Source organism: Stenotrophomonas sp. FW305-C-20-S1, from assembly GCF_058783335.1.
Window position 1 is genome coordinate 100,404 of the sequence record NZ_JBYTEK010000003.1, and the last position, 25,688, is coordinate 126,091.

Genomic DNA, 25,688 nt, shown 5'->3' on the forward strand with positions numbered 1-25,688 from the left:
ATGTTTCAGCAGTACGGAAGAACCCATGTTCCGCAAGAAGGATGCAGGCAACAGCCCCAAGGTCGAGCAGTCGGTCGCCAAGGCGGTCAGCTACGAGATCACCGTGGCCGACATGGCCCGGCGCAGCGAGCGTCGTGCCTGGTGGGTCGCCACCGGTTCGTTGCTGATGTCGCTGGCGCTGGCCGGTGGCTACTACTACATGCTGCCGTTGAAGGAGAAGGTGCCGTTCCTGGTGATGGCTGATGCCTATACGGGCAATGCGACGGTCGCCCGTCTTAGTGGCACCTTCCGTGGCGAGACGATTACGGCCAACGAAGCCATCAACCGCAGCAACGTCGCCCAGTATGTGATGGCGCGAGAGTCGTATGACTCAGCTGTGATGGGACTGCGCGACTGGGAGCTGGTCTTCGTCATGTCGACGGACCCTGTGTCGCAGACCATGCGTGCCCGTTACGCGGGCAACAATCCGCAGAATCCCTTCGTAATGTATGGTCGCGAGAAGGCCATCCGGGTAAAAATCCTGAGCATCACCCCGTTGGGGGCGGAACCGAATGGCAGCTTCCGCGGCGCGTCGGTGCGCATCCAACGCAGCCTGCTGGACAAGCGTTCGGGAGTTAGCAACTTCCTGGACAACCAGCTGGTGACAATGCGCTTCGAGTACAACCAGAACCTGGCGCTGTCCGAGCAGGATCGTGTGCTCAATCCGCTGGCCTTCCAGGTCACCGAGTACCGCGTGGACAACGATTACGCGCGCGGTGTGCCCGTTCCGGACGACAATGCGATCCAGGCGCAGGCCCAGCAGGCTGCACAGCAGGCGCAGGGTATCTATGATCCCAACAACCCTGCCGCAGCCACCATGATTGATCCGGCTACCGGGCAACCCGTGGCAGCCCCAGTGGGTGGCCAGGTGCCACCGATGCAGGGGCAGCCCATCCAAGGCCAGCCGGTGCAGGGCCAACCGATGCCAGGGCAGGTCATGCCTGGTCAGCCGGCCATGAGGCCGGTACAGAACAATTCCACCGGAAATGCTGATGGAGCAAGCAACCGATGAGTAGTCGAAAAGTCAGGGGGAGCGCATTGGCGCTGCTGTCGTTGCTGTCGCTGGTGTTTTCCACCACAGCGATGGCACAGGCAGTGGACCATTACGAGTACGAGAAGGATCGCATCTATCCGGTACGCACAGGTTTGGGCCTGACCACCCAGATCGAACTGAGCCCGAACGAGAAGATCCTCGACTACAGCACTGGTTTCAGCAATGGCTGGGAGCTTACCCGTCGCGAAAACGTGTTCTACATCAAGCCGAAGAACGTTGACGTTGACACCAACATGATGGTGCGCACCGAGACCCATTCGTACATCTTCGAACTGAAGGTGGTGGCGACCGATTGGCGTCAGCTTGAGCAGGCCCGTCGCGCGGGCGTGCAATACAAGATCGCCTTCACCTACCCGAGCGACACCGAGTTCGGGTTGGCCCAGGAAGCGGTCGAAGAAGAAGCGCAACCTCTGCTGAGCACCGAGCTGGCCAAGGATCGCCAGTACAACTTCAATTACTCCTATTCGACCAGCAAAGCGAAGAAGATGGGGTGGTTGATTCCGGTCAATGCCTATGACGATGGTCGTTTCACCTACCTGAAATTGCCCAATTCGCCCGAATACAAGACTGGCATCTTCCCAGCCGTGTTCGGTCGCGAGAAGGAGTACGGTGAAGACTTCGTGGTGAACACCACAGTCGAAGGGAACACTTTGATCGTCCACGGGACCTACCCGTACCTGGTCATCCGCCACGGCGACTACGTCGTTGGTCTGCGAAGGAACGTGAAGAAATGAGCCAGCAGAACACTCCCGGAAACGATCCGAACAACGGGCGCGAGGATCCGGGCCCGTACGGCAACACGCCGGACCAGAGCCCACAGGCTCCGTCCAACCCTTATTTCGGTAACACTCAGGCTGAGGCTACGCCTGACCTGGATGCTGGCGCGCCACAGTTGCGCTCGGCTGAAGAGCAGCGGCTCAACCGCAAGGCACTGCTGTTCCTTGGTGGCATCGTCGTGCTCTTGGTGGCGATGGGGCTGCTGGTTTTCCGTAATAGCAAGGGCGATAGCGATGCACCAGCCAAACTGCCTGACACCGCCCGCGTTGCCACGCCGCAGTTGCCGAGCGTAGATCCGGCGCCGTCGGTGCCCTCGGGGCCGGCCGAGCCCATCCCGATGCTGCCGCAGCTGCCGCAGGATCCAGGACAGACTGGTCGTTCGGTTTATCAGTTGCCAGATCGCGATCCCGAGCGCGAATTGGAACGCGGTCCCAGCCTGATGGATCGACGTATCGGTGCTGGGAGCGGCGTGGGTGCTGGCGATGAAACAGAAGGCGCGCAGAACTCCGCAGACCAGTACAGCAAGGCGATGATTGCCGCGATGCAGGCAGGCAATCCGCAGCCGGTCACCACGAAAACTCGTCGTGGTCCGGATGTGGAGGACATTTCCAACGCCAGTTTCATCCACAGTCCCGATGCACTGCTGGTGCGCGGTACTTACCTGCGCTGTGTGCTGGAAACCCGCATCGTCACCGATCTGGCCGGATACACCTCGTGCCTTCTGACCGAACCTGTCTATTCGATCAATGGCCGTACGCTGTTGCTGCCGAAGGGCTCGAAGATCTATGGCGCTTATGGTGGTGGTCCGGTGGGCAAGCGCGTAGAAGTGATCTGGGATCGCATCACCACGCCCAATGGCATTGACGTGGCCATGTCCAGTCCCGGCGTTGATGGCCTTGGCGGTGCTGGGCACCCAGGTCAATACAGCGCGCATTGGGGAAGTCGTATCGCGCAGGCGTTGATGATCAGCCTTATTGCGGACGCCTTCAAATACGCTGCGGCCGAGCATGGCCCGGAGACCACCACTATCACCAACAGCGGCATGGCGGTGCAGTCGCCCTATGAGAGTGCCACGGCACGTTCAATGGAGCGTTTGGCCAACGAGGCCATGAGCCAGCGCCGTCCGCCGACGGTCACCATCAACCAGGGCACGGTCGTGAACGTCTACGTCGCAAAGGACGTTGACTTCAGCGATGTGCTGCGCACCCGCCGGTAAACGTAGAACGACCATGGACGCCGAAGTGTCACCCCTCGCCCTCGTCTCCAGCGATTTCCTGCGCTATCAGTACGAAGTGCTGGGCATCGCCGAGTACATGACTTCGCCCGAAGTGACGGAAATCTGCATCAACCGTCCGGGTGAGCTGTATCTGGAGACGCGGGCAGGGTGGCAGCGCATGGATGTGCCAAGCCTGACGTTCGAACGCGCGCGGCAGTTCTGTACCGCGGTGGTCAACGAAAGCAACACGGGCCAGCGCATCACCGATGCGGACCCGGTGGTGTCGTTGACCTTCCCGACTGGGCAGCGTGCGCAATTCGTGATCCCGCCTGCCTGCGATGCGGGCAAGGTGTCGATCACGATCCGACTACCCTCCAAGCACACCAAGTCGCTCACCCAGTACCACGAGGATGGTTTCTTCAATCAGATCCTTGAGCAGGATGGCAGCCTGAGTGAGCAGGATCGCGAGTTGCTTGAATTGCGGCAACAGCGTGAGTACGCCGAGTTCTTCCGGCGGGCGGTGATGTACCGCAAGAACATCGTCGTGTCCGGCGCTACCGGCAGCGGCAAAACCACCTTCATGAAAGCCTTGGTAAACCATATCCCGGACAGTGAGCGTCTGGTCACTATCGAGGACGCGCGCGAGCTGTTCCTGACCCAGCCCAATGTGGTGCACCTGCTGTACTCGAAAGGCGGGCAGAGCGCCAGCAACGTCACGGCCAAGAGCTGCATGGAAGCCTGTCTGCGCATGAAGCCCGAGCGCATCATCCTGGCCGAGCTGCGCGGCGATGAAGCGTTCTACTTCATCCGCAACTGCGCCTCGGGTCACCCCGGTTCGATCACCAGCTGCCACGCCGGCAGCCCGGAGCAGACGTGGGACCAGCTGGCGCTGATGGTGAAAGCGTCGACCGAGGGCTCAGGTCTGGAATTCAACGTCATCAAGCGTCTGTTGATGATGACCATCGATATCGTCGTGCATATCAAGGCGCATGCTGGTGCCCGCTACATCACCGGCATCGACTTCAATCCTGGGCGCGCCCAGGGGCAGGAGGGCTGAACTATGTTGCCAGGACTGGAAATGATGGCGTGCCCGGAGATGGCCGTCTCGATGGACGTGATGCAACACGTGATCAACGTCGAATCCTCGCGCAACCCGTACGCAATCGGCGTGGTTGGCGGCGCACTGGTGCGTCAGCCCAAGGCACTGGACGAGGCGCTCGCCACTGTGCGCATGCTGGAGGAGAAGGGTTACAACTTTTCTATTGGCCTGGCCCAGGTGAACCGTTACAACCTGGCCAAGTATGGTCTGGACTCCTACGAGAAAGCCTTCCAGCAGTGCCCGAACCTGCAGGCCGGGTCGCGCATCCTCGCCGAATGCTATAAGCGTTCCGGCAAGGATTGGGGCAAGTCGTTCAGCTGCTACTACTCGGGCAACTTCGAGACCGGTTTCCGTCACGGCTATGTGCAGAAGGTTTATGACTCGATTCGTCGTGGGCAGCAGGTTGCGTCCAATGGCGTGGCGCCCATTGACGTCGTAGCCCGCGGAGAGCGCCGTACAGTCAAGGTCGAACATCATCCGCAGCTCGCCTCCCCGGCGCAGGCGCGGATCGTCGCCCAGGCCAATGGTCCGGTCTATGTTCCGTCCAACGACCCGGCGCGCGCCTATACCGTTTATCCGTCTGCCGGCGCGATGGCACGCGGGAGCCTGGCCAATCTTGCCGATCAGGCATTGTCGCGGGTCGTGCTGGGCTCAGTCGACCGCATGATGCAGCCGCAGGCGCAGCCGGAGAGCGGCTACCCGCAGCAGCAGGGCTATCCGCAGCAGGCTGCTGCAGGGCGGGCGGGTCAGCCGCCGATGATGCCGCAGCAGCTGCCAGGCGCGACGGCCGGCGGCGGCGAAAGCCCAGTGATGCTGCAGCCCTGGGGTCAGCAGGGCGCCTCGGCCCCCCCAGGCAACATGTATAACGCGCCGGCGCAGTCCATGCCGGCGCAACAGATTCCCGCAGGGGATGCGGCCTTCGTGTTCTGACGAAGTCGTGGTACGGCCAGTCCCCCGGCTGGTCGATTCAGTTGTGTTAGTCCATCAACAAGGAAATCAATCCATGAAGCGTATCAATATCGACCTCGTCCAGGCCCAGCGCACGCTGAAGACCCTGCTGATGGCCACCGTCTTCGTGGGCGCCGTGTTCGCCCCGCAGGTGTTTGCCTCCGGCGCCACCGATTTTGGCGGTACCGACAAGAAAGTCTGTGGCTTCTTCAACAACATCAACGGGCTGTTGAACATCGCCTCGATCGCCGTGGTGACCATCGCGGTCATCTTCGCCGGCTACCAGATTGCTTTTGCGCACAAGCGCATTGCCGATGTTGCGCCGATCCTGATCGGTGGCGTGCTGATCGGCGCAGCCGGTCAGATCGCCCGCATGCTGCTGGGTGACGGCAGCGATGGCAAGTGTGGTGGTGGCACGACTGGCGGTGGCATGGCGCTGCACATCCAGAACGCCATCCTCTACTACAGTGCATAAGAACGTTCTGTTCCGGGGTTGCACGCGCCCAGCGATGTTTCTGGGCGTTCCCTACCTGCCCTTTTTCATGGTGGCAGGTGGTTTGTTGCTGCTCAGCATGTACACGAACTTCTGGTTCCTGCTGACCATCCCGGTGGCCATCTTCATCATGCGGCAGATGGCCAGGCGTGACGAGATGATCTTCCGTTTGTTGGGCCTACGTCTGATGTTCAAGCTGAGGGTCCGCAACGTCCAGGAACACGATGGCATGTGGGTGTTCAACCCGAATCAGTACCGCAACAAGCCGGCCCGAATGGATTGAGGGCCGGAACGGCCGCGGCGGGCAGCAGCTGCCCGCCGCAGCCACTCCGAATTTTTGTCGGCAGTACCCCTTTGGAAGCAGTCGCATGTTCAGCCCAGATACCTCCATCAGCGAATTTGTTCCCCTGTCATCGCATGTGGCTCCGAACGTGGTGAAGACCACGGGCGGCGACTACCTGTTGACCTGGCATCTGGAGGGGCTGCCGTTCGTCGGCCGCGAGGAATGGGAGCTGGAACATCGCCACAACACTTTCAATCGTCTGCTGCAGACGCTGCGCGCGCCGGATTTCGTCAATGTCGCCTTCTGGGTGCATGACATCCGTCGGCGTCGCACGCTCAAGGGCAAGAGCCAATTCAAACAGCGCTTCAACCAGGACGTATCCGATCAGTACATGGGAATGCTGTCCTCCCAGCGCATCATGCAGAACGAGCTGTACCTGACGATGATCTATCGTCCGGTGGTGGCCGGTAAGCGCTTCGTGGAAAAGTCCGCAAATGTGGACAGGCTGCGCGCCGAGCAGGAGCAGGCGGTCGAAAAACTGATGGAATTGGCTGGCAATGTCGAGGCCGTCATCCGCGACTACGCGCCGTACCGCCTCGGCATGTACGAGGCAAAGAATGGCGTGGTGTTTTCTGAAACACTTGAGTTGTTCGGCTACCTGATCAATCGTATCGATGAGCCGGTGCCGGTGCTTTCGGCCCCTGTGAAGGACTATCTGCCGGTCAGCCGGCATATGTTCTCGGCCAAGACCGGCGACTTCGTGATCAATACGCCGAATGGTGCCAATCACTTTGGTGCGATCCTGAACATCAAGGAGTATGCCGAGGGCACATACCCAGGCATCCTCAATGGCCTGAAGTATCTCGACTTCGAGTACGTCATCACCCACTCTTTCAGTCCGATGGGGCGCCAGGATGCACTGAAGGTGCTGGACCGCACCAAGGGCATGATGATCTCCTCCGGCGACAAGGCTGTCAGTCAGATCGTCGAGCTCGACCAGGCGATGGATCAGTTGTCCTCGGGCAATTTCGTACTGGGCGAGTACCATTTCATCATGGCGGTTTATGGCGACAGCCAGGCCAAGCTGTCGCAGAACGTGGCGACGACCCGCGCTGAACTGTCGAATGCAGGCTTCGTTTCCACCAAGGAAGACCTTGCGGTCACCTCATCGTTCTACTCGCAGATTCCAGCCAACTGGCGCTTCCGTACTCGTCTGGCCAACGTCAGCTCGCTGAACTTCCTCGGCTTGTCGCCGTTGCACAACTTCGCCACAGGCAAGCAGCACAACAATCCGTGGGGCGACTGCGTCACCACGCTGCAGACGACCAACGGCCAGCCGTACTACTTCAACTTCCATGCCACCCACCCGTCGGAAAATTCGCTGGGTGAGAAGGCGATCGCCAACACCATGGTGATCGGTAAGTCAGGTACCGGTAAGACCGCCCTGATCAACTTCCTGCTCAGCCAGGTGCAGAAGTACGAACCGTCGCCCACGATTTTCTTCTTTGACAAGGATCGCGGCGCGGAGATTTTCGTGCGCGCCTGCGGAGGCAACTATCTGGCACTGGAGAACGGTGCGCCGACCGGCTTCAATCCATTCCAGTGCGAGAACAACGAGAGCAATGTGCAGTTCCTGGCTGACCTGATCAAGGTGCTGGCAGGCAAGCGTGAGTACAGCTCCCGCGAAGAAGAGGATATCTATCGCGCGGTCGAGAGCATGCTCGACACGCCAATGCACCTGCGTAGCATGACCAATTTCCAGAAGAGTCTGCCCAATATGGGTGACGATGGGCTATACGCGCGCATGCGTCGCTGGACGTCCGGCAACTCGCTGGGCTGGGTGTTTGACAACCCTGTCGATACCGTGGACCTGAGCAAGGCCAACATCATTGGTTTTGACTACACCGACATCATCGACAACCCTGAAGTGCGCGTGCCCGTCATCAACTACCTGCTGCACCGCTTGGAGTCGTTGATCGATGGTCGCCCATTGATCTACGTGATGGACGAATTCTGGAAGATCCTTGACGGTGAGGGTGGTCTGAAGGAATTCGCCAAGAACAAGCAGAAGACCATCCGTAAGCAGAACGGCATGGGTATCTTCGCCACCCAGAGCCCGGAGGATGCGCTGAAGAGCGATATCTCCGCAGCGTTGATCGAACAGACCGCGACGTTGATCCTGCTGCCGAACCCCAACGCCAGCAAGAGCGACTACATGGAGGGCCTGAAGCTGACTGAAGCCGAGTTCAGGGTGGTTACCGCCCTTGATGAGCGCTCCCGATGCTTCTTGGTCAAGCAGGGCCACGCGTCCAGCGTCTGCCAGCTCAACTTGCGTGGAATGGATGACATTCTCTCGGTGATCTCGGCCTCGACCGACAACATCGACATCATGCACCGTGTGCTGCAGACCGCGGCGGTGCGCGCGCGGGTCACGGTGGATGAGCTGACGCCGGAACAGTGGCTGGAAGATTTCTACAAGAACAGAAAGGGCTCCGGTAAGGCTGCCCGTTCGGACGCCGCGTGACCGCGGCAGCAGGGAGGTCGCAGATGACTATTTCGAACATGGAGATTGAAATGAACAACGCGATGCAGACTCGCAGCGCTGGCCGCACTCCGCGCCGCTCGCGTCTTGGTGCGATCGTGCTTTCCGGTGCTTTGCTGTTCAGTGCGCAGAACGCAAATGCAGGTCTGCCGGTGATCGACTACTCCTCGATCATGCAGGAGTTCCGCGCATGGATTGATCAGACCATCGAGTATGGCAAGGAGGCGACTCGCTGGAAGCAGATCAAGCAGCAGATCGATGACGCGCGAGCACTGTTCAGTGCGATGAACTTCCTGATGAACATGCCGCAGGCGCAGGAACTCAAGCGCGTGAAGGAGGACTACCTGGTGGCTGAGACGTGCGGCCAGGACGCGGTTGGACTCAGTCTGACCAATCTCTTTGATGCCGTCGGCTTCAAGGCCGACAAGGACATCAAGGAGCAGCAGAAGCAGATCTGCGTGAACATTCGCATGATGCAGAATCGCAAGTTCAACGATTCGGTCGATTTCATGACGACCACGTCCGAGGAAATGGAAAAGGCGTTGTACGAGAATTTCATGGCGCGCCTGAAGAGCGACAAGATTGGCAACGTGCAGGCCGCCGACAGCGACGCCAAGCGGCTCGGCAACCAGTTGCAGGCAATGTCGCAGCAGTGGGTTGGTCGCATGCAGGCATATGACGCCTACATCGCCGTGATGGAGGCCAACCAGAACGTGATCGCCCAGGCCGCGCTGAAGGGAGATCCGAAGAAGAAGCTTGCGAGTGATCTGGTGCGCACGGCTGCGCTGAAGACCGCCCTGAGCATTGATTGATCGCAGCTGGACCTATGAAGCACCGGCCGGGCAGGGTGTCCGGTCGGAGGCAAGTGGAATCGCCAAAGGATTGTGGAAATGAACATCGCGCTGATTGCCAGCTTTGACTTCTCCGGAGGCCTGCACGAGTTGCTTGGATATGCGGTACGCATCCAGTCAATCGGCGACTTCATGTTCTTCCGGCTGATCCTGGAGTTCCTCCAGGACCGTATCAATGACTTTGGCATCAAGCTGTTGGGCAATATGATGAAGTGGGTTGGCTTCATGGCCCTCACCCTCATGACGCTGTGGGTGCTGATCCAGGGGTTCCGCATCGTCACAGGGCGCAGCCGTGATTCAATGATGGTGCTGGTTACCAATATGGCGCGTGCTGCGCTGATCGTCAGCGTTGCCACTACCATGGCGATGTTCGGTCAGAACGTGCAGGACTTCCTCAACAAGGACGTGAAAGGACTGATCTCCCACGTGGTGACCGGCAAGGACGACCCGCCGGAAAAGCAGATCGACCAATCCCTTGCCTGGATGCAGGTTGCCCTGTCCAGCATCGACGCGATCCAGGTGCTGAAGGACGAAAGCCTGCAGGGTCAGAAAACCCAGGCACAGATTTTCATAGGACTGGGTACAGGTGGTCCGGCGATCACTGCGGGTGCGATGTTGCTGTTGTACCAGATCGCGATGGCACTCTTCATCGGTTTGGGACCACTGTTCATCCTTTGCCTGCTGTTCGAGCAGACCAAGCAGCTGTTCCAGCGATGGTTGTTCTACGGAATCGGAACGATGTTCTCGATGGCGGTTCTGGCGGCGATGGTGTCGATCGCGCTGGACATGGTCATCCGCGTTGCAGGTTCGTTCTGGGCGACAGCGTTGGTGGACAAGTATCTGCTTGACGGCGCACTGGCCGACGGCATGACCAGCCAGGCCATGCAACAGGGCGGTATGGGGCTGATTCTCACAACCTTGATCCTGACTGCGCCCCCAATGGCCGCGATGTTCTTCCAGGGCACACTGGGTACCTTCATGGCATATTCGCAGATAGGTGGCGGTGCCGCCGGTGCGCCGAGTTCGGATGGTAGACCGGCGGGTACCTATACGCCGTCGGCTCCATCGAAGGGTGGTGAGGTCGGAGCTGATTCAGGTAGCAGAGGTGCAAGTGCTCCCTCGCCTGTGCTGGTTACTCCGCAGTCAACATCGGTCACTCCTCAGGAAACCGGCCTCCGTGGTCTCAATCGCTAGCGCCAGTGGTCTTTCTGATTTGCTTGATGATGGAAATTGTATGAAGAAGATGAAGGCACTACTTACTCTCTCTCTTCTCGGTTTGTCCTGTGCAGCCTACGCGGAGGGTGGGTGTCCGGCTGGGCAGTATCCAGTCGGAGGACAAGGTGTTCAAGGCTGCGCCCCGATTCCGGGAGGAGGTGGCGGTGGTGATCTGCAACCGAACGGTCGTTGGATTAAGACCTGGGGAGCGATCTACCAGTCTGACGCTACGGGTGCCATGGGGGCATCTGTTGGGAAGCGAACCAAAGCAGAAGCAGAGAAGGAAGCAAAGGATCGCTGTACTACCTACGGCGCTAGCGACTGCACGGCTTTGATCGCCTATAAGAATCAGTGTGTTGCCTATGCATATCCGAAAAAAAGCAGCGGGGGAGGGCGAGTTTCTGCGGTGAGGGGGCCAACAAAGGAAGTGGCTTCGACTGAAGTGCTAAAGCTCTGCGCAACTCGTAACGAAAACCAGTGTGAGGTTCTGTACAGCGATTGCACGGAGCCACTTTTCCACTCTTATTGAGAGGTATGCCTTGGTGAGAGTAGGTTGATGGTTTTTGATGCGTCCCCACGCTGTAGGAATGATCGGATGGAGGTGATTTTGCTTCCTCCTTTGTCGTCAATATTTCGGATTATTGTTTCCTTGAATAAACGGGTCTCAAAGCTGTCGATGATCATCGGAGCGCTTGCCCGAACTTCTCTCGAGCATCTTGCAGAACTGATCGGCCGGTCTTGGTTGGTTTGCAGTCAGTATGGGTCGCTGCTCCGAATGCTGAATTCTGCATCTAAATGATCAAGATCAATGATCTGTCTTGTCGGTCTGATGGGTGAGAGTCACATGAGGATGAAGGCACTATTCACCTTGCTTCTTCTCGGCGCATCGCATGTTGCCTTTGCTGAAGGTGGCTGTCCTGCTGGTCAATATCCAATCGGTGGGCAGGGTGTGCAGGGCTGCGCGCCGATTCCGAGCGCTGGTAGCGGCGGTGGTGATTTGCGCCCTAATGGGCGATGGATCAAGACCTGGGGGGCAATTTCCATGTCGGACGCTACAGGCAGCATGGGCGCGTCGGTTGGAAAACGCTCCAAGTCAGAGGCGGAGAAGGAGGCGCGGGGTCGCTGCGCAACATACGGCGCCACTGACTGCTCGACGGCTATTACATACAAGAACCAGTGTGTTGCTTATGCGGATCCAGAAAAGGGAAGCAATGGCCGCATTTCCATATCTGCTGGGCCTTCAAAGGAGGTTGCTTCCGCTGAAGTATTGGAGTATTGCGCCTCCAGGGGCGGCGGGGCGTGTGTAATTCGTTATACCGACTGCACCGAACCCCTTTTCAAGTCATTCTGATTCACGTCGAGCGGAACATGCATGCCCCCTCATATCTGCGCGCAAGGTGAAGGTCATTCTTTCCTGTGAGAGGGATGTCTATGGTTGGCTGTTCAAAGTTTATCAAGGACATCGCGCCGATCCTGATGCTTGCTGGGCTCGGGTTTTCAGTGAGCGCGTCAGCGGAAGGCGGATGCCCTGCTGGCTCTTATCCCATCGGCGGGCAGGGCGTGCAAGGCTGTGCGCCTATTCCATCGTCAGGTTCTACTTCTTCGGAAGGCCCGAGGCCAAACGGACGATGGATCAAGACTTGGGGCGCAATCGCATTGTCACCTGATGGGGCATCGGGTGCGTCAACTGGAAAGCACACTAAAGCTGCCGCCTCGCGCGAAGCGGAAGGCGTATGCAGCGCAAGCGGCGGAAAAGAGTGTCGAGTCGCATTCACATACAAGAATCAATGTGCCGCTGCATCTGTCCCCACCTCTGGTGCAGGTGGGACGAGCTTCGGACGGGCGGAGACAGAAGAGATTGCAAAGGATCTCGCCCTCAAACAATGCCAGCAAGGTGGTGGGATTGGTTGTATGGTCATATTTTCAAACTGTAGTGAGCCCGAGTTTCAATCTTTCTGAGCATTGCGCCTAACTGAGCAATCACCAGTTTTTATGCCGTCAGCAATCTCTCATTGGGCTTGTGGTTGACTGCGCAATGATTATCGTCAGCTACGCTGTTAGAGCTGACCACAAAAGCAATGGTTGACACTACTTGCCTGGCTGCCTTCTAGATTGTCAATGGCAGTAGGCTCCTCAATAGCCTGACTCTGCCGAATTGCAAATAGGCGGCACGGAACTGATCCTGATGTCGCCAACTTTGGCACTGCCCTGCCGAGGACTGCTGTTTTTCTTGAGGGCATATTCGCATTTGCTTGCCGCCCGCCGCTGCGCCGCTCCGATGGTCTCCCGAAGGGTGCGCATAAGCCCTCAGCGCCTTGCAAGGGGCTAGGATAGGGGGGATTCAGTTGGCAGAGGTACAAGTGCTCCTTCGCCTGTGCTGGATACTCCGCAGTCAACACCGGTCACTTCTCAGGAAGCCGACTTCCACGGCCTCAATTGGCTTGATTATGGAAATTGTATGAAGAAGATGAAGGCGCTCCTTACTCTCTCTCTTCTCGCTTGGTCCTGCGCAGCCTACGCAGAGGGTGGGTGTCCGGTTGGGCAGTATCCAGTCGGAGGGCAAGGTGTTCAAGGCTGCGCCCCGATTCCGGGAGGAGGTGGCGGTGGTGATCTGCAACCGAACGATGTTCAATGCGGGCGCTACTAAGGAACAAGCTCTAGAGAGGGCGACGCAGGATTGTCGGAAGTCGGGAAGCCAGGAGTGTACGTTTGTACACTCGGACTGCACCAAGCCCTTCTTTCAGGAGGGCTGATCTGGCGAATCGTCTTGCCTTCGGTTCTTTCGGTGTCGCTTGAAGCACTGCGGCGGGCTTCAAGGAGGATGGCGGACGCGGAGCATCAGGCCAGAGAGTGATCAACAGCGATGTTGCGAGAGTCTTGGCAATGGCGACTTCAAGCCTCTGAGCGGGACTTCAATCTTTTTGGCTTTAACGATGGTGTTTGCCGTGCTCGTGGTTATCGGTAATGTCAATGCCGAGGGCCGAGGCCCCACGGGCCAGTATCCAATCGGCGATCAAGGGGGGGCGGATGTGCTCCATTCCAAGGAGCTGGTGGTGCTGCCCGCGAGCCGGAGCCCGCTGGACAATGGCATAAGACGTGGGGGGGGGGGGGCTCTTCCAATGCAACTGCAGACGCGGGCGTTGCAAGTGGTCGACCAAGCAAGGAGAGCGCCGAGCAGATGGCCTTGGCGGATTGCAGCAGGCGCGGAGCTTCAGACTGCAGGGTTATCTTTACGTATCGGAATCAGTGCGTCGCATGGTTGGTTCCCAATAGTCAGGGTGGCGCTTCTCGCGCCGGTCTAGCCAGCGCCAAAGAGCCGGCCGAGGCTCGGAAACTGGCTCAGCAGTCGTGCGTTGATACCGATGGAAAGTCCTGTCAGGTGGCATACGAGGACTGTACCAAGCCAGTGTATGAGTCATTTTAGGCCGTCCAACGCAACACAGGCCTCCGGTCACTGCGTTTCTTTTGGAGAGTGCCAAGCTATTCTCCAGCAGCGCCGGCGTCGTTTTGCGATCTACGGGTACGTCGGACACTTGCTCCGGGGCGAATGCTTAGGAGCAGGGCTCAGTCAACGCAAGATCTCTCGCCATGGACATATCGTGATCACATCAGGCAACTTGACACGGTTGGCTGTGCTGGGAAGCACTATCCGCGTTGCATAAGTCTCCACACCATTCGAAGGAACGAATCATGCAGAATCCCTTCCGTGTAATGATGCTGGTCGGCGGACTGGTGCTCGGTTCGTCGGCACACGCCGCCGATAGCTGGGTCATTTTCGCCGGTGGCGACAAGCCCAATCGCGAGGCGTGGGTGGTGGATGCGCAAACGCTCAGCAGCCGCTCGGACCTGATGGCTTTCCTGCAGACCGCCACGCAGGAAGAGCAGAACGCGTACCTGAAGCAATTGCGCCGAAAGAAGCCGCCAAAGCCCGGCGAGCGCGTTGCTGGCCCGGATCCGGTATACGAGATCCAGGTCAATACTGTTTACGAGAACGCGACCAAGCCGAATCGACTGATCAGGAAGTACTCGGTGAACTGTGCGCGTAACACTGTGGCCATGAAGATGAGTCTGGTGCAATGGCGCGACCGTGCAGTTGAGGATGTTCCACCGGAGAGATTCGATCCGACCAGCGAGGCGGTCGAGCCGTGGCAGGTGCAACTGGTGCGGTTTGCCTGTCTCGTCGGGCCTGACCCCGAGGCCAAAGTGCCTGCGGAAATGATGAAGCGGGGCTTCCTGCCCATCGGTGACGTAGGCCAATCACCCGCGAATTTCGTCTGGGGGAACCTCTGGAAGGACGGCACGCGTCCGGCGTTCACCTATCGGCCGACCGACGCCGAGCTGGACCGTATTGAGCGTAACCTGGAAGCAAACCTGGCACGCGGTCAGCGAGAAACGACCCGCGTGCTGGATGAGTCGGTTCGTGCAGCCAACCGTGTGGGTCGCAACAACCTCATGGACATGTGGATCGGCAAGACCGAGCAGGAGTTCGTGCGGACATGGGGAACGCCGGACCGCGTGGAGAACGGGTCTGATGGATCACGCACCTTGTACCTCCATCGTGGTGAGCGCGTTCAGGGGTTGAACGTATACGGGCATGTCGTCAGTGACGTGAACAATCGCTGCGATATCACGGTGCTGACGATGGACGGCTACATCCGTGACTACGCCACCCAAGGGGCTACCTGCGCGCAGCAATTGCGCTGACCGCGATTGTCGGCCACGGCCACGGCCTGAGGCTGTCAGGAGGCAGGAAAGCCATGAGACGAATCCAATACGTTTCTAGCCGTGACTTCTGTGGATTGCAGGCCTGCTGCCTTTTCCTGTCTTGGCGGAAGGCAATCGCACACCGGGCAGGTATCCAATAGGTGGCCAGGGCGTGCCGGGCTGCGCGGCCATCCGGCGAGCATCACGGACCCTGCGTGCAACATCCCGCGCGGGGCGGTTCAATGAAACCGCCAGCGTTGTCGCTGTCATTCCGGAGCAGCGCGCGGTCGTTGTCGCCCTGCTGCAATGCAGCGCGAAGGCGGCATGGAAGCAGATGTCACAGGATCAGTGCAGGATTGCCACCAGGGTCTGCACGGCGCGTCTGTTCATCAGGTAAGGCACCGTTCACGCTTAGCCCATTTTTTTTGTGATCAATTCCGCTATTCGCTTTCCCTGCTCTTCGACGCAATAGACCTCCTCGCGCTAAGCTTTCCCGGCGTCAGAAAAATGACGCTTCGGCGCTACCGATTGCAGGAGCTTTTCCGTCCATGAGGACCCTGTCTGCCCGTCCGACGGGTGACGTTTGCCACCATCGCTGCCACGGTGCTCCCGGAGCTATCATCCGCATCTGCAGGGTGACCGGCGCGGCCGGGCAACGCCACCGTGCCCGTCATCAACGCGGGCATCGGCAAGACGACATTGAAGGAGTGGGAGGGGATGGACGACAGGTTTGGCGCACACATGGACGATGCCCTGGCATTCGTTCCGTCCGGTGCGAACCTGCTGGAAGCCGTCAGGGGCGAGCTCAACGGCGATGGCATCGAGTACCAGCTGCTGGTCATCGACCAGCCGACGCCGGAAGGGCTGGTGCCCGGCCAGCACGGACCAAACCGGGTGCTGCTGTTGCTGCGCGGTGACGGGCGCGGGCGCTGGCAGCTGGCCGCGCGCAACGACAAGCTGGTGCCGTGTTCCACCCGCGGTGGCCTGGCTGGCGACCCTTTTGCGTATGCAATGGTTGAGGAAGACACCTTCAGCGTGATCACCAACGGCGGCAGCCGCGAGCGCTGGAGCAGCACGTACCGGTTCCGTTACGCATCGGCGGACAAGGCGTGCTGGGTGGATGGGGTGAGACGCAAGGTCGTGGATATCGAGACAGAGGCGACCAACATCCGGGATTTCTCGGTGGCGGAACTGGGCAGGGTACGGTTCGAGGACTTCGACCCGTCCAGTGTCGCCGAGGTGTCGCTTCCATGAGCCAAGCTCCAACCGGCGGAAAGGAATCCGCGCTGATGAACATCCAGGAGTTGCACTGTGTCGACCGATAGAGAGTCGCAACTGCTGCGGCAGGCGACGAAAGCCGGCATCGACTCCCCCCTTGAACTGGCCAATTTCATGGCCCAGGCAGGGCACGAGTCGCGCGGCTTGAGCCGGCTCAACGAGAGTTTCAACTATACCCGGGGCATCTCGCAGATCCCGGTCGAAGCGGCGTGGCGCAATGGCACCGAGGCGCTGGAGTCCGCGCGCCAGGAAGCCCTGCGAGGGCGTCCGGATGATCTGGCTGAGCTGATGTATGGCGGCCGGATGGGCAATGACGCGCCCGGAGATGCGCTCAAGTACCACGGGCGCGGTTATCTGCCGCTGACCGGCAAGGAAAGCTACGAGCGCGCCGGCACTGCGCTGGATCTGGATCTGGTCAACCAGCCCGAGCTTGCATCGCAGCCGGAACATGCAGGTCGCATCGCGGTGTGGCAGTGGCAGAACCGTGTGCCGGAACACGCGCGCGAGGACGTGCGCGAGGCTACGTACGCCATCAACGGTGCCGTCAACGGGGTGGAGGACCGGCTCAAGCGTTTCGAAGCGTGGCAGCAGAAGCTGACCCCGGAGGTGATGGACCGGCTTGCCCGCGGCGAAGTGGGCGAACCTGCACAGTTGCCTGAGCGCGCGCGCGACATGTCCGATCCGGCCCATGCCGGCAACCGGTTGTTCACCGACGCGCGGGGTCATCTGCAGCAGTTGGGGCCGCAGAGTGGCCTGCGCAGCCAGCAGGAACTGGACAATGCGGCCGGAGCCTTGGCGTTGAGCGCACAGAAGGCAGGGATGAGCCGTATCGATCACGTGGTGGCCGGTACCGACGGCAGGGCGCTGTTTGCGGTGCAGGGCGTCATGGGGGACCCGGCGATGCAGCGCTCGATGGTGCAGCGTGAGGCCGCTGCCCAGCTGCCGCTCGAGCAGAGCAGCCAGCAGTTGGCGGCTGAAGCCTCTTCCCGACAGGAACAGACCGCTTCGGTCACCCGCGAGCAGGAGCAGAACCGCCCGCGATCGCTGTAATCTGGGCACCGCCCGGCAGGTCGGAGACCGGCGGGCCCATCGCACGACACCGAGCACCCTCGGGTGCCTACATGGATCTCTTTGTAAGGACACAACATGCGAAACACTTTCCTGCGTTCCCAAGCGGCCCAGCGTGGCCGCGCTCCGGCACTGTGGCTGCTGCCGCTGGGACTGGCTGCCGCCATGGCCCACGCACAGCAGGCACCGGACGCCCCGGCGGCTCCGGCCGTCGAGGAGGCGGTGCCAGCACCGGTAGTGGCCGCAGCTGACGCGCAGACGCCCGCTGACACCGCAACTGATGCCGTAGCTGCACCGGCTCCCGTCGCCGCGCCTGAACCGGTGCCTGCCGTGGTGGCTGCACCTGTGCCTACGGCGGAGTCGTCCATGCCGCCCGCACCCGCAGCGCAGCCGGCGGCGGCGACGGACGTCGCTCAAGAAGCTGTTGCCGCCGAACCCGCGATTGCGCCAGCGCCCGCAGCAGCACCGGCACCACCAGCGGCCGAAGCTGCCTCCACCAATGCTGCGCCAGCTACGCCTGTCGCAACAGCCGCTGTCGCAGCCCCATCGCCGGCTCCCGCGCAGGTGCCTGCGCCCGTTGCCGCTGCTGCACAGGTGCCCGACGCCGCACTGGCCCCGGCACCCGTTCCGCCGCCGGCCCCAGCCCCCGTCGCACCGCCGATCATCCCGCTGGCACCGGACCAGGCCGCCGAGCGCCAGCTCGGTGCGCGCTGCCCGGTCGATCTGGCCGGTCGCCTGGCGCCGCAGGGTGATCTGATGATCGGCGCCTGCCAGGGCACGCTGCCGCCGCACCTGGCGGCGCTGCTGGTGGCATTGCCTGAGCAGGACATCCACCTGCCGCGCAGCTGGCGCGAGCGCGAAGTGCGCCAGAAGGCGTGGTTCAAGGCCGTGGCCGGCATGGGCCAGCGCCCGGACTTCATCGCCCGCCTGGGAGACATCTGGGTGCGTTCGTTTGAAGGCGCGGATGCGTCGACGACCACCTACCTGGTCTCGGCGCCGTTCGACTGTGCCGATGGCGCACTTCCAAACGAGAACACCGCAGAGCCCGTCCGACTCGCAGCCGGCAGTTGCGGGCAGGCCTACGTCCGCCAGCGCGTGTACCAGGTGGGCAGCGATGGCGTCCCGCAGGACATCACTGCAATGGCAATGCCGGCGGCACCGTCGATCGCCGAGGCCGATCGTGCCCGTCACCGCACCCGCGAAGGCAAGATCAGCCTCGACCACAGCAAGTTGCAGTACGGGCCGGCCATGCGCTGGTTCGTGCAATACCCGGAATCACCGCAGAAGACCGGTCCGCACAGCTTCAGTGACTGGAACCGCGAACATCTGGCCTTTGTGGTGTGGAACGGCACCCGCTTCGAGCTGCGCGATACCGTGACGCGCGCGCAGTGGCCGTGTGATCCGGTGGCGCCGGGCGACAAGGCCTGTGGCGGCTTCCCGGACTCGGGCCCGGATGCGTACGTGCTGGCAGGGCCGGCGGCGAACTCGGCGGTCTCCAGCCCCTGATCGACCGGAGAAATGACGGGAGCCGGCAGTGCCGGCTCCCGTTTTCATTCCAGCAAGCGTCTCAGGCGTGCAGGCTGCGCTGGGTCGCTTGGGTCTGTTCCAGCTGCTGCTCGCGTGCAAGGGCTTGGCCGGCAGCCTGCTGCTCGATGCGCTGGCTGCTCTGCTCCAGCGGCGTGTTCATCGCGCGGGTGGTGTCGACGGACACGCGCAGATGGCCGGGGTCACCGCCCTCACCCTGCAGGGCGAAGCTGCGTGACGCGTCGGCACTCATCAGTACCTCGTCGATCCGCTGTCCGCCGGCGGCATGCATTTCCGCAGCCAGCGAGCCTGCCAGTTGCGCGCTCATGCCATCGGGTGTGCGGCCGACGCGGGCGTCCTGTGCGTGCACGCCGCGCAGGGCATCATTGAACAAGGGGTTGCCGACGTGGCCGGCGTCGTCGATGCGCAGCATGCCGATCGGGCGCCCCTGCCTTTCGGCTTCACGGCGCGCGGGTTCGCCCGGCTCCAGGGGGCCACGCAGATGGTCGAAGAGATCCTTGACGCCGCCCGGCAGGCCGCGCGTACCGGTGGTGACGCCACTGCGCAGCAGTTCCATCTTGTCCCGGTACTCGTCGATCATCTTGATGTTGTCGCGTGCCAACGCCTGCGTCTCCGGCCTGCCCAGCACCGAGTCTTCGCCGAGGAAATTGACCAGCTTGTGCGAACCGAAGGAGTTGGCGGCCGCGCCCAGTGCGCTGTCGGGAATCAGGATGCGCAGGCGGCTGTTGCTGAAGCCCCAGTCGCCCAGCGTGTCGATCTCCTGGGGCGTGGCGTACACGCGCACCTGGCCGAAGTGCGGCGAAGCGGCGCTGACCGGGTCGGCTGCCATGACGTGGTTGACAACGCTGGTGCCGCCTTCGGGAATGCGGTAGCCAAGACTGGCCGCGCCATAGGCGTTGAAGGTCTCGCCCTTCAGGTTGTAGTGGTGCGCGCTGATCTGGGCCAGCGCGCCGCCGAGCGAATGCCCGGTGACGGTGACCTCAGGTGCCTGGCCGAGGTCGCGTCCTTCCTTGGCAGCGTAGGCGAGGGCGCGCTGGGTCAGTGCCAGCGCATCGGCGGCCTGCACGTTGTAGCGGGCGACCACCATGCCGCCATCGGCGAGGAGGACATCGCGGGCGATCTGCTCGGTGCCGCGATGGGAGACCACGATCTCCTGCGTGTCCACGCGCTGGTAGATCGTGCCTTGATAGCCATTGAAGCGGTTGCTGACGTGCTCGAGCACCTTGTAGTCATGCCCGTTGAGGGAGACATGCTCTTCCTGTCCGGGTGCGCGGCGACCGACTTTCAGGTCGCGATAGGCATCGTTGGACAGCGCGGCGTAGTCCTGGCTGCCGAGGGTCACGGCTGCACCTCATCGGCCGTCAAGGTGGCAGAGAACAGCGTGTCCTGCAGTTCCGGGCGGAACCGGCTGGCGTCCTTCTGGCCGGTAGCGCCGTAGTCGGGCAGGTCCGCCACGCGTGGGTAGTCGCCCTGCGGATAATGGCGCGTCTCACTCTGGCCTTTGACGAACGGATCGGCCTCGATGAAGGACAGGAAGCGCGTCTCGCCATCGGCGCCGGTCGCCTTCAACATCGCGCCGGCGCCACTGAAGGCCCAATGGCAGACGCCGCGGCCGTAGTAGTCCTCGTCGAGCATGCGGTCCAGGTAGACGGTGCCGCGGTACTCGTTGTCGGTGACCCTGCGCAGCGTCACCGGCTCCTGGCTGGTGATGCGGGCGGGAGCGCCGGTGGCGGGCTCGATGTAGCCGCACTGCGCTTCGTTGCTGACATCGTACTGGGCAACGCCTTCGACCACGGCAAAGCTGCCCGGCGGGTTGTGCAGGCGCAGTACCAGTTCATAGGCTTTGCGCGGTGAGGGGTTGAGCTTGGCCAGGCCACGTCCTCCCTGGGCGACGTCGGACTCGGCGGAAGCAAGTTCCTGGTTCATGGCGGTCTCCGGGCTGCAGGCAATCAGTAGAAGCAAGGCAAGACACGGGAGGGATGTACGGCGCACCTTCAGCCTCCGGTCGGAGGAGTGAGCGCGTTCGCGACGGGGCACGCTGCGGGCGACGAAAGTGCGCGCCGCACTGGCGAGGAAAGACGGGCAATCACGGCATGTCTCCTTTCCTTGGTGACCACGATCCCGGACTCGGGAAGGCTAGATTGCGCGATTCTCGCGGCAGAAAAGTGAAATAGTCGAAATTTTGACGCTATCAAACTGGATTGGATGCAGCGAACTGTGATTCGTATCCGGATTTCACACGTGGGGTACAGGCATCAGGCGCGGGCCGTTGCTTCCTCGATGCGGCATGATCAAGGTGCTTACTCCGTTCCGACGACGTGCCGACGATGCTCTCCATCCGCCCTGAAATGCCCGCAGACGCTGCTGGAATCTACTTCCTGACCGAGGCGGCCTTCCGCAACGCGCCGCACAGCAGCCACACCGAACACCACATCGTCGACGCATTGCGTGAGCGTGGCGAGCTGAGCATCTCGCTGGTGGCAGAGGATGCGGGCCAACTGGTGGGTCATGTCGCGCTGTCCCCGGTCAGCGTGCAGGACGGCAGCCAGGGCTGGTTCGGGCTCGGGCCGATTTCGGTGCTGCCGCAGCAGCAGGGGCGCGGCGTGGGCACGGCATTGATGCGGGCCGCGATCGAGGCTCTGCGCAAGAGGGGCGCGCGGGGCTGCGTGCTGTTGGGCGAGCCGGCCTACTACGGGCGCTTCGGCTTCCGTGCCGTGCCGGATCTGGTACTACCCGGCGTGCCGGCGGCGTATTTCCAGGCCCTGTGCCTGCAGCCACCGATGGCACAGGGGGAGGTGCGTTACTCGCCGGCGTTCGACGTGGTTGCCTGACCGGGGAACGGCCGGCGTTCCAACCGCCGATCAACCTGGATGGCGCAGGTGGATGAGGGGATACGGACGACCCTGCGAATCCACCGGCGAGCGTCCGGTTTCGATGAAACCCATGCGCCGATAGAAGCCCACGGCCTGCGCATTCTGCGCGTTGACGTCGGTGGTCAGTTGCGGCTGCAGTGCCAGCGCATGCTGCAGCAGCTGGCGGCCGATACCGGTTCCGCGCACGTCGGGATCGATGAACAACGCTTCCATGTGCGAGCCGTCGATCAGCATGAAACCCTGCGGCTGGTCCTGGTCGCCGACGGCCACGACCATCGGGGCCTGTGGCAGGAAGCAGGCAACTTCAGCGTCGATAGCCTGACGGTCTTCGGTACTGAGGAAATCATGGGTGGCGTCGACGGCCCGGCGCCAGAGATCGACGAGAGCGTCGCCATCGGTGGTGCGGGAAGGGCGCAGGGTGGTCATGGGATCGGCCAAGGTGCTTTGCAGTACCCGGATTGTACCGGTGCGACACCCGCAAACAGAAAGCCCCGCCGAAGCGGGGCCTTGGATGTCACCGTTCGCTGCGCCTTACTGCACGGTGCAGCCGGACAGTGCCGGGAAGCCGATGACTTCGCCATTGCCGGTGCAGGCCAGCGTGACCTTCTGGCCCTTCTTCAGGCTGGCAGCCACGTCCTTGGACAGGTCGCTGGCCTGTACGAAGCCGAACGGCTTGGCGCTCAGCTGCACGACCGGCTTGTCCATGAAGTCCGAGCTGATCGAGTCGACCGTGCCGGAAACGAGCAGCGCCTTGCCCTTGTACTTGCCATCGGCAGCGATCTCGTTGTCCTGGTAGTCGCTGAACATCGTGGTGGCGGTCACTTCCACAGCCGAGGCGGAGGCCGCAGCGGCATCGTTGGTGACGGCGGTGGCTGCCGGTTCTGCAGGCTTGGCGGCAGCGTCTGCCTCCGCGGCGGCGGACGAGACGCCGGCTTCAGCAACGGCCGCATCGTACTGGCCCTTGCTCTGCGCGCTGATGCCGCTCACGGTGCCGGCAAAGATCGCCAGGCCGACGAAGTACACGATCGGCGAAACGATGATCGAGCCCAGCAGCTGGAACAGGCCCTTCATGGCGCCGCCCTTGGCCATCGCGACGATGGCGAGGATGAAGGCCACCAGGTTCAGCGGCCAGCCCAGGAACAGGCCCAGGCCGGGGAACGGGACGAGGAAGCACAGCCAAGCGATCGCCAGCGTGATCCATGCGGCTTTTCCGGCAGGGCTGGCCTGCACGGTGGTTTCTGCAACTGCGTTCAAAACTACCCCCTGTAGAGATCGAAAGGTGAAATCGCTGCCAGCAAGCAGCAGTGCACAGTCGTCAGATGACGAAAACGCGGTCGTAGCGTGAAGGAGTCTTCACGGCAGATCAAGCGGCGATGCAGCGTTTGCCGGTGCGGCGCTTCGCATCCGCGCAGCGGAAGCGCCAAAAGGCCTGCGTTACACTACGCGCGCGCTCATTCCTTGAATCCGGAGAAACGCCATGACTGATACCTTGGGCGTGCCGGTGCACGACGTCGACGAGAGCTGGATGCGCCACGCATTGGCATTGGCCGAACGTGCGCAACGCGAGTTTGACGAGATCCCGGTCGGTGCGGTGCTGGTGGGTGCCGACGGTCAGCTGCTGGGCGAGGGCTGGAACCTCAACATTGCCTCGCACGATCCCAGCGCGCATGCCGAGATCGTGGCCATGCGCGAGGGCGGGCGGATGCTGGCCAATCACCGCCTGATCGGCAGCACCCTGTATGTCACCCTGGAGCCGTGCGCGATGTGTGCGATGGCGATCGTGCACGCACGCGTGGCGCGCCTGGTCTACGGTGCCAGCGACCCCAAGACCGGCGCCTGCGGCAGCGTGTTCGATCTGGTCGCTGATGCCCGCCACAATCACCGCGTGGAGGTCCATGCCGGCGTGCTGGCCAAGGAAGCGGGCAACCGCCTGACCAATTATTTCAGGGCCAAGCGTGGCAAGCCGCCGCTGCTGCTGGAGGACCACGCTGGCGAGGGCTGAGTGGCGAAAGGGTATGATGGCCGCCACTTCCCTTTACCGGCCGGCCTCGTGCCTGCCCAGCAACGAGGCGACACGATGGCAGAGAACGGCGCGGCCAACGAGCGGCTGATTTGGATCGACCTGGAAATGACCGGGTTGGATACCGACAACGATTCGATCATCGAGATCGCCACCGTGGTCACCGATGCCCAGCTCAACGTGCTGGCCGAGGGCCCGGAGTTCGCCATCCATCATCCGCTGGAAACGCTGGAAGCGATGGACGAGTGGAACCGCAACCAGCATCGTCGTTCGGGCCTGTGGCAGCGCGTCATCGACAGCACCACCACGCTTGGCCAGGCCGAAGCGCAGACCGTGGCCTTCCTGGCGCAGTGGATTCCGGCCGGCGTGTCACCGATGTCGGGCAACTCCATCTGCCAGGACCGCCGCTTCCTGCACCGGCAGATGCCGCGGCTGGAAAAGTACTTCCACTACCGCAACCTCGACGTGTCCACGGTGAAGGAACTGGCCAAGCGCTGGGCGCCAAGCGTGGCTGCGGGCGTGGGCAAGAACAGCAACCACACCGCACTGAGCGATGTGCACGATTCGATCAACGAACTGCGCCACTACCGCCAGTTCATGGGCGCGCTGTCGGGGCTGCCGAGCCCGTGAGGGGCAGTGCCGGCCGCTGGCCGGCAATCGCCTGATCGCCGCCGGCGGCGCAGGGTTGTCGTCCAGCGGCCGGCACCACCCTGCGTTCAACTCCCTGGCGCTAAGATCGGCCGCATGAACGAGCCCATCCTGCTGCCCCGCGATATCGCCCACGACGCTGGTGACTGGTCTGACCTGCAGCGGGCGGTAGCGCTGCTGGAAGCCCCCACGATCACCGCGCGCATGGCCAACCTGGTCGGGACGCCGCTGGAGTTCGCGGTGAAGGCGCTTCCCACCTCGGTGTCCAACCGCATCCACGGTGCGGTGCAGGCGGCGTTGTCCAAATCGGTGCAGGCCGCGCTGTGGAGCATGGACAACACTCCTGGCAAGGGCGCCTCGACACGTTGGCACAAGCTGGCGGCGGCGACGTCCGGTGCGGTGGGTGGGGCGTTCGGTTTCGCTGCGCTGTTCATCGAGCTGCCGGTGTCGACCACGATCATGATGCGCGCGGTAGCCGACGTTGCCCGCAGCGAAGGCTTCGATCTATCGCAGTTCAGCACCCGCCAGGCCTGCCTGGAGGTGTTCGCACTGGGCGGCAATTCGCCGCGCGACGATGCCAGCGAGACCGGCTACTACCTCGCCCGTGGTTTCACCACCGATGTCATGCGCCACCTCTCGGCCGAACTGGCCGGGCGCGTGGTGACCGGACGTGACCTGACCCTGGGCGTGGCGCCGAAGGAAGCCGGCAAGCTGCTGGCCAAGCTGGTGGAAAAGGTCGCCGCCCGTTTCGGCGTGGTGGTCACCGAGAAGTTTGCCGCGCAGGCGGTACCAATCGTCGGTGCGGCGGCCGGCGCGACGCTCAACACCATGTTCACCGACTACTACCAGGACATGGCCCGCGGCCATTTCATCGTGCGCCGGCTGGAGTTGAAGTACGGCGAAGAGGTCGTGCGCGCCTGCTATGACCGTGTCGCCCACGGCGGGGCGTTGATCGAGCCGACGTTGTAACGATGGGGTCGGAGCCCTTTCCTGCGGAAAGGGATCCGACCCCGACCGCCGCAGGGAAGGGCTCTG

25 protein-coding genes and 1 pseudogene are annotated in these 25,688 nt (G+C 61.9%); 22 read left to right on the forward strand and 4 right to left on the reverse strand.

Annotated features, from left to right (window positions below):
- Positions 1–25 precede the first annotated feature (25 nt).
- The 18 genes and pseudogenes from AC3WTC_RS03345 (at position 26) to AC3WTC_RS03430 (ending at position 19,073) form a co-directional block, all read left to right on the forward strand.
- On the forward strand, positions 26–1,051 hold the full coding sequence (locus AC3WTC_RS03345) for a VirB8 family type IV secretion system protein (protein ID WP_301864656.1): 1,026 nt from the start codon (positions 26–28) through the stop codon (positions 1,049–1,051).
- On the forward strand, positions 1,048–1,827 hold the full coding sequence (locus tag AC3WTC_RS03350) for a TrbG/VirB9 family P-type conjugative transfer protein (RefSeq protein WP_301864653.1): 780 nt from the start codon (positions 1,048–1,050) through the stop codon (positions 1,825–1,827). Before AC3WTC_RS03345 ends, AC3WTC_RS03350 begins: the two co-directional genes overlap by 4 nt.
- Positions 1,824–3,086, forward strand: coding sequence for a TrbI/VirB10 family protein (locus AC3WTC_RS03355; RefSeq protein WP_333622068.1), 1,263 nt, complete (start codon positions 1,824–1,826; stop codon positions 3,084–3,086). The genes AC3WTC_RS03350 and AC3WTC_RS03355 overlap by 4 nt, the downstream gene beginning before the upstream one ends.
- A gap of 13 nt (positions 3,087–3,099) precedes the next feature.
- Positions 3,100–4,143 carry a P-type DNA transfer ATPase VirB11 gene (gene virB11, locus AC3WTC_RS03360; protein WP_492710576.1) on the forward strand — a complete coding sequence of 348 codons (1,044 nt, stop codon included), beginning with the start codon at positions 3,100–3,102 and terminating at the stop codon, positions 4,141–4,143.
- A gap of 3 nt (positions 4,144–4,146) precedes the next feature.
- On the forward strand, positions 4,147–5,115 hold the full coding sequence (locus AC3WTC_RS03365; protein WP_492710578.1) for a lytic transglycosylase domain-containing protein: 969 nt from the start codon (positions 4,147–4,149) through the stop codon (positions 5,113–5,115).
- Between the two features lie 73 nt (positions 5,116–5,188).
- On the forward strand, positions 5,189–5,608 hold the full coding sequence (locus AC3WTC_RS03370; RefSeq protein ID WP_301864647.1) for a TrbC/VirB2 family protein: 420 nt from the start codon (positions 5,189–5,191) through the stop codon (positions 5,606–5,608).
- The gene (locus AC3WTC_RS03375) at positions 5,601–5,909 is read left to right on the forward strand and encodes a VirB3 family type IV secretion system protein (protein WP_100552882.1); all 309 of its coding nucleotides are present in this window, start codon (positions 5,601–5,603) and stop codon (positions 5,907–5,909) included. Before AC3WTC_RS03370 ends, AC3WTC_RS03375 begins: the two co-directional genes overlap by 8 nt.
- Positions 5,910–5,994: 85 nt before the next feature.
- Positions 5,995–8,433 (forward strand): VirB4 family type IV secretion/conjugal transfer ATPase, encoded by a 2,439-nt coding sequence (locus AC3WTC_RS03380; protein WP_312401135.1) that lies wholly within the window; start codon positions 5,995–5,997, stop codon positions 8,431–8,433.
- A gap of 23 nt (positions 8,434–8,456) precedes the next feature.
- Positions 8,457–9,263 (forward strand): hypothetical protein, encoded by an 807-nt coding sequence (locus tag AC3WTC_RS03385; RefSeq protein WP_333856181.1) that lies wholly within the window; start codon positions 8,457–8,459, stop codon positions 9,261–9,263.
- A gap of 78 nt (positions 9,264–9,341) precedes the next feature.
- A complete protein-coding gene (locus tag AC3WTC_RS03390; RefSeq protein ID WP_312401133.1) occupies positions 9,342–10,496 on the forward strand; it encodes a TrbL/VirB6 family protein in 1,155 nt (384 codons plus the stop codon).
- A gap of 49 nt (positions 10,497–10,545) precedes the next feature.
- Positions 10,546–11,046 (forward strand): DUF4189 domain-containing protein, encoded by a 501-nt coding sequence (locus tag AC3WTC_RS03395; protein ID WP_492710661.1) that lies wholly within the window; start codon positions 10,546–10,548, stop codon positions 11,044–11,046.
- A 279-nt stretch (positions 11,047–11,325) separates the two neighbouring features.
- Positions 11,326–11,868, forward strand: coding sequence for a DUF4189 domain-containing protein (locus AC3WTC_RS03400; protein WP_492710582.1), 543 nt, complete (start codon positions 11,326–11,328; stop codon positions 11,866–11,868).
- Between the two features lie 125 nt (positions 11,869–11,993).
- Positions 11,994–12,476 carry a DUF4189 domain-containing protein gene (locus tag AC3WTC_RS03405; RefSeq protein ID WP_492710663.1) on the forward strand — a complete coding sequence of 161 codons (483 nt, stop codon included), beginning with the start codon at positions 11,994–11,996 and terminating at the stop codon, positions 12,474–12,476.
- A 1,150-nt stretch (positions 12,477–13,626) separates the two neighbouring features.
- Positions 13,627–13,941: pseudogene (locus tag AC3WTC_RS03410) on the forward strand (DUF4189 domain-containing protein); the annotation flags it as partial.
- Between the two features lie 266 nt (positions 13,942–14,207).
- Positions 14,208–15,221: a hypothetical protein gene (locus AC3WTC_RS03415; RefSeq protein ID WP_492710584.1), complete on the forward strand. Its 1,014-nt coding sequence runs from the start codon at positions 14,208–14,210 to the stop codon at positions 15,219–15,221.
- Between the two features lie 717 nt (positions 15,222–15,938).
- Positions 15,939–16,475, forward strand: coding sequence for a hypothetical protein (locus tag AC3WTC_RS03420; protein WP_032952144.1), 537 nt, complete (start codon positions 15,939–15,941; stop codon positions 16,473–16,475).
- A 57-nt stretch (positions 16,476–16,532) separates the two neighbouring features.
- On the forward strand, positions 16,533–17,549 hold the full coding sequence (locus AC3WTC_RS03425; protein WP_492710586.1) for an XVIPCD domain-containing protein: 1,017 nt from the start codon (positions 16,533–16,535) through the stop codon (positions 17,547–17,549).
- A gap of 582 nt (positions 17,550–18,131) precedes the next feature.
- Positions 18,132–19,073: a hypothetical protein gene (locus AC3WTC_RS03430; protein ID WP_492710588.1), complete on the forward strand. Its 942-nt coding sequence runs from the start codon at positions 18,132–18,134 to the stop codon at positions 19,071–19,073.
- A gap of 61 nt (positions 19,074–19,134) precedes the next feature.
- Here the strand turns inward: AC3WTC_RS03430 and AC3WTC_RS03435 are convergent, their stop codons facing one another.
- Both AC3WTC_RS03435 and AC3WTC_RS03440 read right to left on the reverse strand, forming a co-directional pair.
- Complete coding sequence (locus AC3WTC_RS03435; RefSeq protein ID WP_492710589.1) at positions 19,135–20,454, reverse strand: XVIPCD domain-containing protein; 1,320 nt, start codon at positions 20,452–20,454, stop codon at positions 19,135–19,137.
- Positions 20,451–21,104, reverse strand: a complete 654-nt coding sequence (locus tag AC3WTC_RS03440) for a hypothetical protein (RefSeq protein WP_080148522.1) — start codon at positions 21,102–21,104, stop codon at positions 20,451–20,453. Before AC3WTC_RS03440 ends, AC3WTC_RS03435 begins: the two co-directional genes overlap by 4 nt.
- Before the next feature lie 335 nt (positions 21,105–21,439).
- On the opposite strand from AC3WTC_RS03440, the gene AC3WTC_RS03445 reads away from it, so the two are divergent.
- Positions 21,440–21,943, forward strand: a complete 504-nt coding sequence (locus tag AC3WTC_RS03445; RefSeq protein WP_492710592.1) for a GNAT family N-acetyltransferase — start codon at positions 21,440–21,442, stop codon at positions 21,941–21,943.
- 30 nt (positions 21,944–21,973) lie between these two features.
- Here the strand turns inward: AC3WTC_RS03445 and AC3WTC_RS03450 are convergent, their stop codons facing one another.
- Positions 21,974–22,411: an acetyltransferase gene (locus tag AC3WTC_RS03450; RefSeq protein WP_492710594.1), complete on the reverse strand. Its 438-nt coding sequence runs from the start codon at positions 22,409–22,411 to the stop codon at positions 21,974–21,976.
- A gap of 105 nt (positions 22,412–22,516) precedes the next feature.
- Positions 22,517–23,239 (reverse strand): OB-fold protein, encoded by a 723-nt coding sequence (locus AC3WTC_RS03455; protein ID WP_312401123.1) that lies wholly within the window; start codon positions 23,237–23,239, stop codon positions 22,517–22,519.
- A gap of 223 nt (positions 23,240–23,462) precedes the next feature.
- On the opposite strand from AC3WTC_RS03455, the gene tadA reads away from it, so the two are divergent.
- From tadA to AC3WTC_RS03470, 3 genes are all read left to right on the forward strand, one after another.
- The gene (tadA, locus tag AC3WTC_RS03460) at positions 23,463–23,987 is read left to right on the forward strand and encodes a tRNA adenosine(34) deaminase TadA (RefSeq protein WP_025879268.1); all 525 of its coding nucleotides are present in this window, start codon (positions 23,463–23,465) and stop codon (positions 23,985–23,987) included.
- Positions 23,988–24,062: 75 nt separating this feature from the next.
- Positions 24,063–24,635, forward strand: coding sequence for an oligoribonuclease (gene orn / locus AC3WTC_RS03465; RefSeq protein ID WP_025879267.1), 573 nt, complete (start codon positions 24,063–24,065; stop codon positions 24,633–24,635).
- A gap of 114 nt (positions 24,636–24,749) precedes the next feature.
- The gene (locus AC3WTC_RS03470) at positions 24,750–25,622 is read left to right on the forward strand and encodes an EcsC family protein (RefSeq protein WP_248151602.1); all 873 of its coding nucleotides are present in this window, start codon (positions 24,750–24,752) and stop codon (positions 25,620–25,622) included.
- Positions 25,623–25,688 lie beyond the last annotated feature (66 nt).

Excerpts from the sequence above, each read along its gene's own strand:
- AC3WTC_RS03345 (WP_301864656.1), top strand. The coding sequence starts at position 26 with ATGTTCCGCAAGAAGGATGCAGGCAACAGCCCCAAGGTCGAGCAGTCG.
- AC3WTC_RS03350 (WP_301864653.1), top strand. The coding sequence starts at position 1,048 with ATGAGTAGTCGAAAAGTCAGGGGGAGCGCATTGGCGCTGCTGTCGTTG.
- AC3WTC_RS03355 (WP_333622068.1), top strand. The coding sequence starts at position 1,824 with ATGAGCCAGCAGAACACTCCCGGAAACGATCCGAACAACGGGCGCGAG.
- virB11 (WP_492710576.1), top strand. The coding sequence starts at position 3,100 with ATGGACGCCGAAGTGTCACCCCTCGCCCTCGTCTCCAGCGATTTCCTG.
- AC3WTC_RS03365 (WP_492710578.1), top strand. The coding sequence starts at position 4,147 with ATGTTGCCAGGACTGGAAATGATGGCGTGCCCGGAGATGGCCGTCTCG.
- AC3WTC_RS03370 (WP_301864647.1), top strand. The coding sequence starts at position 5,189 with ATGAAGCGTATCAATATCGACCTCGTCCAGGCCCAGCGCACGCTGAAG.
- AC3WTC_RS03380 (WP_312401135.1), top strand. The coding sequence starts at position 5,995 with ATGTTCAGCCCAGATACCTCCATCAGCGAATTTGTTCCCCTGTCATCG.
- AC3WTC_RS03385 (WP_333856181.1), top strand. The coding sequence starts at position 8,457 with ATGACTATTTCGAACATGGAGATTGAAATGAACAACGCGATGCAGACT.
- AC3WTC_RS03390 (WP_312401133.1), top strand. The coding sequence starts at position 9,342 with ATGAACATCGCGCTGATTGCCAGCTTTGACTTCTCCGGAGGCCTGCAC.
- AC3WTC_RS03395 (WP_492710661.1), top strand. The coding sequence starts at position 10,546 with ATGAAGGCACTACTTACTCTCTCTCTTCTCGGTTTGTCCTGTGCAGCC.
- AC3WTC_RS03400 (WP_492710582.1), top strand. The coding sequence starts at position 11,326 with ATGATCTGTCTTGTCGGTCTGATGGGTGAGAGTCACATGAGGATGAAG.
- AC3WTC_RS03405 (WP_492710663.1), top strand. The coding sequence starts at position 11,994 with ATGCTTGCTGGGCTCGGGTTTTCAGTGAGCGCGTCAGCGGAAGGCGGA.
- AC3WTC_RS03415 (WP_492710584.1), top strand. The coding sequence starts at position 14,208 with ATGCAGAATCCCTTCCGTGTAATGATGCTGGTCGGCGGACTGGTGCTC.
- AC3WTC_RS03420 (WP_032952144.1), top strand. The coding sequence starts at position 15,939 with ATGGACGACAGGTTTGGCGCACACATGGACGATGCCCTGGCATTCGTT.
- AC3WTC_RS03445 (WP_492710592.1), top strand. The coding sequence starts at position 21,440 with ATGCTCTCCATCCGCCCTGAAATGCCCGCAGACGCTGCTGGAATCTAC.
- AC3WTC_RS03450 (WP_492710594.1), bottom strand. The coding sequence starts at position 22,411 with ATGACCACCCTGCGCCCTTCCCGCACCACCGATGGCGACGCTCTCGTC.
- tadA (WP_025879268.1), top strand. The coding sequence starts at position 23,463 with ATGACTGATACCTTGGGCGTGCCGGTGCACGACGTCGACGAGAGCTGG.
- orn (WP_025879267.1), top strand. The coding sequence starts at position 24,063 with ATGGCAGAGAACGGCGCGGCCAACGAGCGGCTGATTTGGATCGACCTG.
- AC3WTC_RS03470 (WP_248151602.1), top strand. The coding sequence starts at position 24,750 with ATGAACGAGCCCATCCTGCTGCCCCGCGATATCGCCCACGACGCTGGT.